The sequence below is a fragment of the Lysinibacillus sp. GW247-5R2A genome, assembly GCF_059424475.1.
The window spans coordinates 119,052-131,172 of sequence record NZ_JBWKZL010000014.1 but is presented as its reverse complement, the minus strand read 5'-3'; the positions used below and the strand labels follow the sequence as shown (position 1 = coordinate 131,172).

11 protein-coding genes and 1 rRNA gene are annotated in these 12,121 nt (G+C 39.5%); 9 read left to right on the top strand and 3 right to left on the bottom strand.

Annotated features, from left to right (window positions below; all coding sequences use genetic code 11):
- Positions 1 to 73, top strand: a 5S ribosomal RNA gene (gene rrf, locus AC07YC_RS19900); the annotation flags it as partial.
- 91 nt (positions 74 to 164) lie between these two features.
- Here the strand turns inward: rrf and AC07YC_RS19895 are convergent.
- Positions 165 to 836 (bottom strand): LytTR family DNA-binding domain-containing protein, encoded by a 672-nt coding sequence (locus tag AC07YC_RS19895; RefSeq protein ID WP_336636364.1) that lies wholly within the window; start codon positions 834 to 836, stop codon positions 165 to 167.
- A gap of 214 nt (positions 837 to 1,050) precedes the next feature.
- Between AC07YC_RS19895 and aceA the strand changes: the two genes are divergently transcribed.
- On the top strand, positions 1,051 to 2,334 hold the full coding sequence (gene aceA, locus AC07YC_RS19890) for an isocitrate lyase (RefSeq protein ID WP_494920232.1): 1,284 nt from the start codon (positions 1,051 to 1,053) through the stop codon (positions 2,332 to 2,334).
- A gap of 103 nt (positions 2,335 to 2,437) precedes the next feature.
- On the top strand, positions 2,438 to 4,036 hold the full coding sequence (aceB, locus tag AC07YC_RS19885; RefSeq protein ID WP_494920231.1) for a malate synthase A: 1,599 nt from the start codon (positions 2,438 to 2,440) through the stop codon (positions 4,034 to 4,036).
- Between the two features lie 224 nt (positions 4,037 to 4,260).
- Here aceB and AC07YC_RS19880 read toward each other — a convergent pair whose 3' ends face one another.
- Positions 4,261 to 4,926 carry an O-methyltransferase gene (locus AC07YC_RS19880; RefSeq protein ID WP_494920230.1) on the bottom strand — a complete coding sequence of 222 codons (666 nt, stop codon included), beginning with the start codon at positions 4,924 to 4,926 and terminating at the stop codon, positions 4,261 to 4,263.
- A 130-nt stretch (positions 4,927 to 5,056) separates the two neighbouring features.
- Here AC07YC_RS19880 and AC07YC_RS19875 point away from each other — a divergent pair, with 130 nt between their 5' ends.
- The 6 genes from AC07YC_RS19875 (at position 5,057) to AC07YC_RS19850 (ending at position 10,108) form a co-directional block, all read left to right on the top strand.
- Positions 5,057 to 5,947, top strand: a complete 891-nt coding sequence (locus AC07YC_RS19875) for a LysR family transcriptional regulator (protein ID WP_336636448.1) — start codon at positions 5,057 to 5,059, stop codon at positions 5,945 to 5,947.
- Between the two features lie 73 nt (positions 5,948 to 6,020).
- Positions 6,021 to 6,416: a GntR family transcriptional regulator gene (locus tag AC07YC_RS19870; protein WP_036148217.1), complete on the top strand. Its 396-nt coding sequence runs from the start codon at positions 6,021 to 6,023 to the stop codon at positions 6,414 to 6,416.
- Between the two features lie 37 nt (positions 6,417 to 6,453).
- Complete coding sequence (locus tag AC07YC_RS19865) at positions 6,454 to 7,515, top strand: DUF1648 domain-containing protein (RefSeq protein WP_494920229.1); 1,062 nt, start codon at positions 6,454 to 6,456, stop codon at positions 7,513 to 7,515.
- Between the two features lie 73 nt (positions 7,516 to 7,588).
- The gene (locus AC07YC_RS19860; protein WP_336636369.1) at positions 7,589 to 8,260 is read left to right on the top strand and encodes a response regulator transcription factor; all 672 of its coding nucleotides are present in this window, start codon (positions 7,589 to 7,591) and stop codon (positions 8,258 to 8,260) included.
- On the top strand, positions 8,257 to 9,630 hold the full coding sequence (locus tag AC07YC_RS19855; RefSeq protein WP_336636370.1) for a HAMP domain-containing sensor histidine kinase: 1,374 nt from the start codon (positions 8,257 to 8,259) through the stop codon (positions 9,628 to 9,630). Before AC07YC_RS19860 ends, AC07YC_RS19855 begins: the two co-directional genes overlap by 4 nt.
- A gap of 73 nt (positions 9,631 to 9,703) precedes the next feature.
- Positions 9,704 to 10,108 carry a hypothetical protein gene (locus AC07YC_RS19850; protein ID WP_336636371.1) on the top strand — a complete coding sequence of 135 codons (405 nt, stop codon included), beginning with the start codon at positions 9,704 to 9,706 and terminating at the stop codon, positions 10,106 to 10,108.
- 49 nt (positions 10,109 to 10,157) lie between these two features.
- Here the strand turns inward: AC07YC_RS19850 and AC07YC_RS19845 are convergent, their stop codons facing one another.
- Positions 10,158 to 12,077 carry an SEL1-like repeat protein gene (locus AC07YC_RS19845; protein WP_494920228.1) on the bottom strand — a complete coding sequence of 640 codons (1,920 nt, stop codon included), beginning with the start codon at positions 12,075 to 12,077 and terminating at the stop codon, positions 10,158 to 10,160.
- Positions 12,078 to 12,121: the final 44 nt, after the last annotated feature.

The window sequence follows — 12,121 nt, the reverse complement described above, 5'->3', positions numbered from 1 at the left end:
ACACGGAAGTTAAGCTCTTTAGCGCCGATGGTAGTTGGGGGCTTCCCCCTGTGAGAGTAGGACGTCGCTAGGCAATAGAAAGACCAGAGAATCTTTTCTCTGGTCTTTTTTCGTTTTCAACAGAAGAAATGAAAGCTGTCTCCTGAGTAAGACAGCTAATATATTTAAAACTCAAGCGCACTTCTCAAGTTATTGATATATGATTGACTGACTGGTAATTCACTACCATCCATTAATGTAATAATAAAGTTTGATGTCAAATCACGCGCCATTTTTTTTATAAAATAAATATTTACGATATAGGATCTATGAATACGAATAAAGTATGATGGTAATCTTATTTGAAGTTCCTTAAGGGTGATGTTCGTTTTAAATTGTTCGCGCTCTACATAAAACCATGTCTTTTTTTGAAGGCTTTCAATATGCGATACTTTACTAATGGCTACAGGATTCCATTCTTCATCTTGTTTTCCTGTTATAAACTTAAATGGTTCTGTTTTTTTAGTAGTGAAAGTAGATGGCAGTATGACTACTAGAGCTGCTGGTTCATCCTGAATGAGTATCGGATAGCCGATACCGTAAAAGGGTGTATCGCATGACAAATTATCTAAAATTGTTTCTGTTTTTTTCTGTGTGCGCAATACTTGATCGGCAATACTTCCAGGTAACACCTGTTGACCGATTTCTAAATGGATACTCGGATGCCCTGGTTGAATAAAGATATACGTATTATCAACGGCAATTGCCATCGATGAATCAGTAGGAATCCAATCGCTCAACATTGAAATATATTGTTCTGAAATATCTTTTGCACAAGATTTTAACTCATTGTTCATTGTGAATATCCCCCTTGTTTGTAAATAAGCCTCCAAATTTCGTCGCAAAAAAGAATAGCTTTGTCATGAATATTTGGTCTTTTATCAAAAAATAATGAAAATTCAAATACTCTGTTATATATTAATTTACAACAAATAAACCTGTTATGGAACAGTGATTTAAAAGTTTTTTAACAGAGTATATTGTACACAAAGGGGAAGGTGGAATTTCAATATGTCAACTCGTCAAGAAAGAATCGGAGCTTTAGAGAAACAATGGGCTGAAAACCCTCGCTGGGCTGGTATTGAACGCACATATTCGGCTGAAGAGGTTATAAAACTACAAGGTACTGTAGTAATTGAACAAACTTTAGCAAAAAAAGGTGCTACTCGACTATGGAATTCATTACATGAGGAGCCGTTTATTAATGCATTGGGGGCATTAACGGGGAATCAGGCGGTACAGCAAGTTAAAGCTGGACTCAAAGCTATCTATCTATCAGGCTGGCAAGTAGCTGCGGATGCAAACCTTTCGGGTCAAATGTACCCAGATCAATCACTTTACCCAGCTAATTCTGTACCAGCAGTAGTTAAACGAATTAATCAAGCACTTCAACGTGCAGATCAAATTGATCATGCTGAAGGACGTGTCGATCAATTTGACTGGTTTGCTCCAATTGTAGCAGATGCAGAAGCAGGTTTCGGAGGACCTCTTAATGTATTTGAGCTAGTTAAAGGCATGGTGGAAGCAGGGGCAGCTGGTGTTCATCTTGAAGATCAGTTAGCTTCAGAGAAGAAATGTGGACATCTAGGCGGTAAAGTTTTACTTCCAACACAAAACGCTGTTCGTAATTTAGTAGCTGCGAGATTAGCAGCTGACGTTATGGGTGTTGATACAATTCTTATCGCTCGTACAGATGCTGATGCTGCAGATATGGTTACTTCAGATATCGACCCACGTGATGCAGAGTTTATTACGGGTGAACGTACTCCTGAAGGTTTCTTCCGTACAAAGCCGGGCATCCAACAAGCAATTGCTCGGGGCTTAGCTTACGCACCATACGCTGATTTAATTTGGTGTGAAACTTCTAAACCATCTCTCGAGGAAGCTCGTGACTTTGCAGAAGCTATTCATGGGGAATTCCCAGGTAAAATGCTTGCATACAACTGCTCACCTTCATTTAACTGGAAAGCAAATCTTTCAGAAGAAGAAATTGCAGAGTATCAGCGTGAGCTTGGTAAGCTAGGTTATAAGTTCCAGTTTGTTACTTTAGCAGGATTCCATGCATTAAACCACTCTATGTTTGAGTTGGCACATGATTATAAAGATAATGGTATGGCTGCATATTCTAAGCTACAGCAAGCTGAGTTTGCTTCGGAATCTAAAGGCTATACAGCGACACGCCACCAACGCGAGGTAGGTACTGGATACTTTGATGAAATTTCTCAAGTTATTTCAGGTGGTACTTCCTCAACAACGGCAATGGCTGGATCGACAGAAACTGAACAGTTCGTATAAAAAATGCGTGTTTTCCTAAATTCATAATCATAGAGTAGTCTCCTCCGCTCCTCCTAAAGCGGAGGAAGACAAAACTAAAATCGCAAAGGTGGGTAAACAACTAATGAAACAAGCAACGACAGGTAGGCTTAAAATTGTTGGAGAACAAAATGAGCATACAAATGAAATTTTAACGCCTGAAGCTCTTGAGTTTGTTCTTGCCCTGCACGAGAAATTTGATGCTCGCCGTAAAGAGTTATTGAATGCTCGTCAGAAACGCCAAAAGCGTCTAGATGCGGGAGAGAAGCTAGATTTCTTACCTGAAACAAAGGCTATTCGTGAAGGCGATTGGTCAATTGCACCTCTTCCACAAGATTTGCAGGATCGGCGTGTTGAAATTACAGGGCCGGTTGACCGTAAAATGGTTATTAATGCTTTAAACTCCGGAGCAAAGATGTTTATGGCTTGCTTTGAGGATGCTTCTTCTCCAACATGGGAAAATATGATTGGTGGTCAAATTAATATGCGCGATGCTATTAATAAGACGATTGAGTTTACACAAGCATCCAATGGAAAAACGTATAAACTAAATGTTGAAACAGCCGTGTTACTAGTTCGTCCTAGAGGCTTACACCTGCTTGAAAAGCATGTACGTGTTCATGATGAACCGATTTCTGGAAGTTTCTTCGACTTTGGTTTGTATTTATTCCATAATGCAAAAAATGCACTGGCAAAAGGAACGGGGCCGTACTTTTATCTACCGAAGCTTGAAAGTCATTTAGAGGCTCGTCTATGGAATGACATCTTTGTATTTGCCCAGGATTATATTGGCATTCCACAGGGCACTATAAAAGCTACTGTATTGATCGAAACCATTTTGGCGGCATTTGAAATGGATGAAATTTTATATGAGCTACGTGAACATTCAGCTGGTCTGAATTGTGGGCGTTGGGACTATATTTTCAGTTATATTAAACGCCTTCGTAATCAAGCGGATGTTATTTTACCAGACCGAGGTCAAGTTACGATGACTGTCCCGTTCATGAAGGCTTATACATCTTTATGTATTCAAACTTGTCATAAGCGGAACGCACCAGCAATGGGTGGGATGGCTGCACAAATTCCTGTTAAAAATGATGATGAAGCGAATGCGGTGGCATTTGCAAAGGTTGCTGACGATAAGCGACGTGAAGCATCAGAGGGGCATGATGGTACTTGGGTAGCGCACCCAGGTATGGTGGCAACAGCCATGGAGCAATTTGATGCCATTATGACGACCCCTAACCAAATTCATAAGAAGCGTGAGGATGTACAAGTTACTGCGGAAGATTTAGTAGCTGTACCTGAGGGCACAATTACCCTTGAGGGACTTCGTGTTAACTGTAGTGTTGGTGTACAATATATAGCTTCATGGCTTAGTGGTAATGGGGCTGCACCAATTAACAATTTAATGGAGGATGCTGCAACAGCAGAAATCTCTCGTACACAAGTATGGCAGTGGATTCGACATCCAAAAGGTATTTTAGATGATGGGCGTGGCATCACTTTAGCGTTTGTCCTTGAAATTCTGGAAGAAGAGCTTGTCAAAATTAAAGAGGCTGTTGGGGAACAAGCCTATAACAGTGGTCGCTTTGAAGAAGCTGCTGAACTGTTTAAATCCTTAATTGAGCAAGATGAATTCGCGGAATTCTTGACACTTCCAGGCTATGAGAAATTAGCGTAAATGAAAATCTACTAAAAACATATTCAGCTTTCCTACAAAGTAAACTATAACGGGGTCTGTTCCTCCGTTTCTAATGAGATGAGCACAAGCGTATAAAAGGGGTCTACTTATAAAAGTAATTTAGAGGAAAAAGATGTCCTACGAGCTTAGATGGGGAGCTTATAAGACATATTTTTTATTAATCCGCGTAACTGTTCTTCCAGGCTACGCGGATTTTTTCTATATTAATTGACGATGGCTAGGACAAAGCCATCATAGCCCTTGACGCCAACCGTCTGTATAGCTGTTGCTTCAATACGGGCCTCCTCTTTTAGCAGATCAATAAATTGCTGTACGCCTTTAACACGTTCATCCATACTATTTATATCTGTGACAGCACCATTCCGCACTACATTATCCGCAATAATAACAGCACCAGAATTCGCTAGCCTTACTGCCCACTTTAAATATTCAGGATTATTGGGCTTATCTGCATCAATAAAAATGACATCGAAAAATTGCCCCCTTTTTTTCAAGTCTGGCAATGTATCCAACGCTGGACCGACGATAATTTCAATCTTTTCCTCTAAGCCTGCATGTCGTATATTTTTGCGAGCGACAGAGGCATAGTCTTCATTGATTTCTAAAGTCACCACTTTCCCTTCTTTTGAAAGAGCTTGAGCTAAGCATATACTGCTATACCCACCAAGTGTGCCAATCTCTAATACATTAACAGCTCCTTTCAATTTAGTTAGTAAATACAAAAATCTCCCTTGGGTTGGGGATACATCAATTTCAGGTATACCTGCAGCTTTATTTGCCAGTAGTGCAGCGGTAAGACAGCTGTTAACTGGTAGAAGCTTATCCGAAAAATAATTATCTACATTTTGCCAAACATGTAACTCAGTCATCGTACAGTCCTCATTTCTAAGTCGTTTAAAAAGTGCAAGCTTGCATATAGAGTGTATGATAAAATGAATCATAAAAAAAATATATTATAATTATTCATATATAACTAAATATTATGGATAGGAGAAAATGATGAATATTCATGGGTTAAAATTGTTTTATCATGTTGCTACTACTGGAAGTTTCACAAAAGCGGCAGAATTATTATGTATAAGCCAGCCTGCTGTTTCGAGCCAAATTAAACGATTTGAGCATGAATTAGGCGTACAACTTTTTCAGCAGCAGGGGCGAGGGGTCGTACTCACGGAGTTTGGCATAGCTCTAGCGGAGAAAGCTCAACATTTGATGGCCCTTGAACAGCATATAGAAACATTTGTAGAAGAGTATCGCCTTGCCAAAGCAGGAGATTTACATATAGTAGCTACTTACCTACCAGCCAATTTTTTAATTCCTAAATGGGCAGCTACTTTTAAGGCAGCCAATGAACATGTAAATTTAATGATTACAACTACGAATACCAAGGATGCCTTTGAGCAACTAAAACACTATAAAGCCGACATTGCCATTTATGGCGGAGGAATTTCTGAAAGACCTAAAGAAATATGGTGGGAGGAATTATATGAGGATGAACTATGGTTTGTGGTGTCACCCCATCATAGGTATGCTCATCAAACTATTACCTTAATTGAAATGTTTCAGGAGCCATTTATTATGAGAGAGAAAGGGAGCTCAATGAGAGAACATCTTTTTTCCTTATGTCAAACGTACCAAGTAGAGCCACCAAAAATTGCGTTACAATTTAATGGGATCAATGAAACCATACGTTCTGTTATAGCTGGATATGGTGCCAATTTTATTTCATCCCTGGCAGTTAGAGAATATGTCGAGAGTGGGCAATTGGCAAGGGTCTATATAAAAGATATCCATCCCGTTAAACATAAAATTTCCATTTGTACGAGAAAAAATGAAAAGCAAATTTTGCTGGTGCAAAATTTTATCGAGACGATTAAGCGCTCACTATAAATAGTTTGTCCTTCATGTACATTTGAAAAATATTTGTTATACTAAACATATAACAAATATGGAGCTGATAAACATGTTTATTCAAATAGAGCCGCAATCTGACGTTCCCATCTATGAGCAGGTGACACGTCAAATCATAGAAGGGATAGCAAGAGGCGATATGAAGCAAGGAGAGACCTTGCCATCTGTTCGGAGTTTAGCTGCTGATTTAGGCGTTAATATGCATACTGTAAATAAAAGCTATCATGAATTAGAGGCTAAAGGCATAATAGCTATACGCGCAAAGTCGGGAGCCATTATCTGTTCAACAGAGGAGAGGGCTTTGACGCCTGAACAACTACGACAAATTGAAAAGAATTTAAAGCCTGTTGTGGCAGAAGGTATGGTGCTCGGCGCAACAGTAGAACAAATTGAGCACATGATGAAAAAGGTGTTCGCAGACTTGCATATTCCAGCAGAGGGAGTGTAGCAAAATGCTACTTGGTGTTTTTATATCTATTTACATCATGACATTAGTTTTACAAATAATCGTTCCTTTTATCGTCCGTGAGACCATTGTTTTTGGGGTTACTGTGCCAGATCAACATATTAAGCATCCTGCCCTAGCTAATGTGAAAAGACGTTACGCCCAAATAGTCGGAGGCGCTGGCGTGGTGTTTTTAATTGTTATGATTATTAGTTATAACTTGCTTACTTCTGAATCCATTCAAGGTATGTTTTTACTTGGTTGTTTATGGAGCATGCTTGCAGTGAGTATGGGGCTATACTGGGTATATCACCAAAAGATATCAGCCTTAAAAAGGCAGGAGCAGTGGGGCGTAAATTTTAAGCAGGTACGTGCAGTCGATCTTACAGCACGAAGCCGTGATGAGATGCTTCCTTGGTCATTCTTTGCTGTGCCCTTAGTGATATCAGGATTTTTAATTATTTATACAATCCTTCATTACGATCAAATGCCAGCTAATATAGCTGTACATTGGGGACCAAGTGGAGAGGCAGATGCTTGGAAAAGTAAGACGTATTTAACAGCCATTTCATTGCCTCTTGTTATGCTAATGATACAATTCATGATGTGGGGCATTACTGATTCGATAAAGCGTTCTGCCATCAAAATAGCAGTAAATCGCAAGGAGGAATCACTAGAGGATCAGCTAAAGACTCGAAAATTTATGAGCTGGCAAATTTTATTGGTAAGCTATGCTATAACAGTGTTATTAACGGTGCTACAACTTAGTAATATTTATCCTGCCATGACTGTAGGCTATAAGCTATTACCGCTATTTGTTTTATTTTTAGCTGTTGTAGTCGGCTCTCTTTTAATTTACGTGGTGAAAAAGCGCAAATATAGAGTTCACTATGAAAAAAATAGTGATTCACAGGTCATGGATGTCGATGAAGATCGTTATTGGAAGGGCGGCCTAATTTATATGAATCGTCACGATCCTTCCGTTTTTGTAGAGAAACGTTTTGGGGTAGGGTGGACGATGAACCTTGCCAATCCAAGAGGATATATTGTCATTGGATTACCTTTTCTCTTATTGCTGTTGATTTCTATATTTTCGTTATAAAATAATAAGGATCTATGATGAAAAATTCGTTCCAAGTGAGCGGATTTTTTTCATATTGACTGGAGGTAAGCAGATGAGAATTCTTGTTGTCGATGACGATGTGCATATTTTACAGCTAGTAAATATTTATTTAACAAAAGAGGGCTATCAAGTGTTACGTGCGGAAAATGCCCAACAGGCACTAGCATTACTTAACGGGAATCTACCCGATTTAGCAGTCGTAGATGTGATGATGCCGGGGATGGATGGATTCACACTGACCGAGACTTTAACACAAGATTACGATATCCCTGTTTTATTATTAACAGCAAAGGGCGAGCTTGAAGATAAAGAGCGAGGCTTTTTAGCAGGCTCAGATGATTATGTTGTGAAGCCCTTTGAGCCAAAGGAATTATTATTTCGTATAGCCGCTATTTTGCGTAGATTGGATAAGAAAAATCAAATAACCATCCAAGTGGGCCATCTAGTAATCGATCGTCGTAGCTTCGAGGTTATTATTGGAGAAGAGACGCTTATCTTACCTTTAAAGGAGTTTGAATTGCTGGCGTTATTAGCATCACGTCCTAACCAAGTATTTACAAGGAGCTATATAATGGAGCAAGTATGGGGCTATGACTATGATGGGGACGAGCAAACATTGAATACGCATGTGAAGCGGGTTCGAGAAAGATTAAATCGTTTTGATACGGCTGTTGAAATCATCACGGTACGAGGCGTTGGCTATAAGCTAGAGGCAACGTCGTGAAGACTTTATATAGTAAATTTGTAATGACCACATTGCTAGTGATGATTGGGAGCTTGTGTATTGGTTTTTTAGCGACGAATACATATTATCATCAAGTCGTAAAAGAAAAAAATGATACAAAAAACGTTGTCATCGCACAGGGGATTGCGCAATATATTGAGACTGCTAAGCCAGAGGATTTAAATAATTATTTCATGACACTTGGCGAAATTGGCTATCAAATATATGTAACCGCTGGTGAGGAAGGGCGCTTTTTTGGTGGCGATTATCGGGATAAGACTTTGTCAGAATCTGTTGTAAAGCATGTTTTAAATGGTGAGGTCTATCATGGTATGCGAGATTTTCCAAAAGAAACGTTTGTAACAGGCTTTTTTGCTAATGAGCTAATTAATACAATTGGTGTGCCATTTACGTATGAAAATAAATCCTATGCATTGTTCGTAAGACCGGATATTCGCTTATTGTTTTCGGAGGTACATACATTGCTTGGTGGATTAATGCTCGTCATGATAGTGCTCAGTTTACTGGCCATGCTACTATTTGCTAAGGCACTCATTCGTCCCATTACAAAGCTAACAGCAGCAACTCAACAGCTTGCACATGAAAAGTTTGATACCGTATTGGACATTGACCGTAATGATGAATTAGGCCAATTAGCTACTAGTTTTAATATAATGACAGAAAAATTACAGGAGAATGATCGCGTGCGAAAGGAATTTATAAGTAATGTATCGCATGATTTTCAATCCCCTTTATTAAATATTCAAGGATATGTTGACTTACTAAAAAATCCTTTGCTGAAGGAGAAGGAAAGACGGGAGTACGCAGCCATTATCGAATTGGAAACAAAACGCTTATCAACTTTAACGAAGCAGTTATTGTTATTAACATCGCTTGATCAATCGACACGAATAGTCAAACGTGAGCGTTACCGAATAGATGAACAGCTAAAGGAAAGCGTACGGAAATATCGCTGGCAAATGGAAGAGGCTCAGCTCCAAATCACTTACAAAATGGAGCAAGTTATTTTTAATGGAGATGCAGGGCTTCTACAAAATGTGTGGGACAACTTGCTGACAAATGCGATTAAGTACAATGTGGAGGGAGGTCAAATACATCTAGATTTACAGCAAAAACCTGCTTCACTTGTAATACTTGTTGAGGATAATGGAATAGGTATGACTGCAGATCAATTAGCAAAAGTTTATGACCGTTTTTATCGAGCAGACACTTCTAGAACGAAGCAAGGGACTGGATTGGGGCTAGCAATCGTCAAGCAAATCGTAGAGCTACATGGAGGCACTGTCCATATAGAAAGCGCAATCCATGCGGGGACAAAGGTATATATAGATCTCCCTATTTTGTCATGAGGAGTTCATGTAAAGTTCATGTTCTCCCGATAAACTGCTACTTAGTTGAAACAAACTAAGGGGGAGTTTTCGTATGGAACAGAAGTGGAGCATACGCCTTATTCGATTGGCGGCCATTTTTGCTTTAATTGGAACCTATCTAGGTTCACATATGTCCGGTTCAGGTAGCTACGAATATAGACCGATACATGCACATATTTTACTTGTTGGTTGGCTGAGTATGTTTGCATGGGGTATTTTTTATAGAGCTTTTAAAGTCAAATCACAAAAATTAGTGAATATACATGGTTGGACAGCTATTCTTGGTGTTTTTGGCTTAACATTAGGGATGTGGTTTTACAATATCAATCCATTTCAATTTGGCAGTACATTTACTTTAGTGTTCTTTATTGTAGGTGGAACTACGTTATTAATTAGCTTTGCTTTGTTCATTGTAGTAACATTTATGATTAAACAACAAGAAGATATGAAAAATTAGAAAAACCTACCGTGTTACATAAGCTCGTGACACGGTAGGTTTTTGATGTTTATTGGATATCTTGAAGTGATTTTTTCAGCCATTTTGTGGCTTCTTGATAATCTTGGGCAACTCCCTGCCCTTTTTTATAGATCAGACCGAGTTGGAATTGTGCCTTCTGATGGCCCTGATTAGCAGCCAATCGATAGAGCTGGGCTGCTTTAGCAAAATCCTTTGGAACGCCTTGCCCATGACTGTGCATTTGTGCTAATTGGAATTGTGCTTTTATATGCCCTTGTACCGCAGCTTGCTCAATCCATTTGGCAGCTTCAGTGTAATCCTGGGTAACACCCTTGCCTTTATCAAATAAATTTCCGAGCTGGTATTGAGCACCCGCATGCCCTTGAATGGCAGCTAATCGATAGCAGCGGCGTGCCTCTTCCAGATCCATAGAAACCCCTAATCCTTGCTCATATAATAGGCCTAATTGATACTCAGCCTGAATATGAGACTGATCGGTTGCAGCTCTCCACCATTGCACGGCTTCCGGATAATTAACAGGAACACCAGCTCCTGCAGTTAGTAAAAGTCCAAGCTCGTATTGAGCATCCACATAACCCTTTTCAGCTGCAGCCTTTAGATAGGGCAGAGCTTTATCTGGTTGTTGAAGTTGATAAACATATAGACGCCCAAGCTCGAAGCCAGCACTAATATGTCCTTCTTTAGCAGCTAGGAGTAGCCATTTCTCAGCTAATACGAAATCCTGTTCTTTTTCATAGAGAAGACCAAGGTAATATTGTGCATGTAAATGTCCTTTATGTGCCGCTAGCTTAAACCACTTCAAAGCCTCAATAGGGTCCTTGTCTATTCCTTGGCCAGTATTGTAGAGCATGGCAATTTGAAATTCTGCATTCATATGGTCTTGTAAAGCGGCCATGTGCAACCATTTAGCTGCCTCTGCAAAATTTTGTGGAATGCCACGTCCTTTCAAATGCATATAGCCTAGATTATATTGCGCACTTGCATCTCCGGCTAAGGCAGCCATTTCAAAATAAGTGCTGGCCATCACATAACTTTGCTTTACACCTGTCCCATTATGATAAAGAAATCCTAAATTGTTTTGCGCACTGGTATTCTCTTGATCCGCGGCTAAGGTGTACCATTTGGCTGCCTCATTGAAATCTTGCGATAGGCCCAGCCCTTGATTATAAAGCACACCCAGATTATATTGAGCATCTGCATTTCCTAAATCAGCCGCTATTTGGTAGTGATGAGCGGCCTCCCCATAATTTTGTTCCGTACCTTGTCCTAGATGAAAGAGGACACCTAGACTATAGTGTGCATTGGGATCATTTTGAGCTGCGGCTCGTTCATACCACGTTTTCGCAAGCGCATAATCCTTTTTAACCCCCTGCCCATGGTTGTAAAGCGCCCCTAGATTATATTGCGCACTTGCATCCCCATTTTGTGCCGCAATTTCGAACCAATCAGCGGCATGTTTATAAGCATCTGTTGAATGGCCCTGCTGATATAGGTTGTTTTCCGACATGAAAATTTTCTCATCAGCGACATTCGATTTAAAGCTATGATCATAGCGCTTCATAAACCATTCAACAATATCAGTTATATAATCAAGAACAATTTTGGCCGCCTTTGCCTCCACAAGTTCATTACTAGTATGGCTCGTCATTTTATAGACGAGATTCATTAATAGGAAAATTCGACGAGGATGAATCTGGGCTGTAAAACTACGATTATTTAACAGCATGCGGACATTTTTTAATTTGGGCATAGTATGCATTTCCAATTGATAAACCTCAAATAAAATCTCCTCTAATACTAGCAGTGATTTTTGTAAAGAAACTAGAGGGTTTGAAATGGCGAAAAAACTAGCTTCCTGTAAGTTTTTAGCTAATGTTGCGAAGGAAAATTGCCTTAACTTATGACATTGTTCCTCAAGAGTTTCATAATGTATGACGATCGTACTCACCCTCTTTCATGGTAATTCTCTTTTTTCATATATCGGAGAAATAT

Excerpts from the sequence above, each read along its gene's own strand:
- aceA (WP_494920232.1), top strand. The coding sequence starts at position 1,051 with ATGTCAACTCGTCAAGAAAGAATCGGAGCTTTAGAGAAACAATGGGCT.
- AC07YC_RS19860 (WP_336636369.1), top strand. The coding sequence starts at position 7,589 with ATGAGAATTCTTGTTGTCGATGACGATGTGCATATTTTACAGCTAGTA.
- aceB (WP_494920231.1), top strand. The coding sequence starts at position 2,438 with ATGAAACAAGCAACGACAGGTAGGCTTAAAATTGTTGGAGAACAAAAT.
- AC07YC_RS19865 (WP_494920229.1), top strand. The coding sequence starts at position 6,454 with ATGACATTAGTTTTACAAATAATCGTTCCTTTTATCGTCCGTGAGACC.
- AC07YC_RS19850 (WP_336636371.1), top strand. The coding sequence starts at position 9,704 with ATGGAACAGAAGTGGAGCATACGCCTTATTCGATTGGCGGCCATTTTT.
- AC07YC_RS19870 (WP_036148217.1), top strand. The coding sequence starts at position 6,021 with ATGTTTATTCAAATAGAGCCGCAATCTGACGTTCCCATCTATGAGCAG.
- AC07YC_RS19875 (WP_336636448.1), top strand. The coding sequence starts at position 5,057 with ATGAATATTCATGGGTTAAAATTGTTTTATCATGTTGCTACTACTGGA.
- AC07YC_RS19895 (WP_336636364.1), bottom strand. The coding sequence starts at position 836 with ATGAACAATGAGTTAAAATCTTGTGCAAAAGATATTTCAGAACAATAT.
- AC07YC_RS19880 (WP_494920230.1), bottom strand. The coding sequence starts at position 4,926 with ATGACTGAGTTACATGTTTGGCAAAATGTAGATAATTATTTTTCGGAT.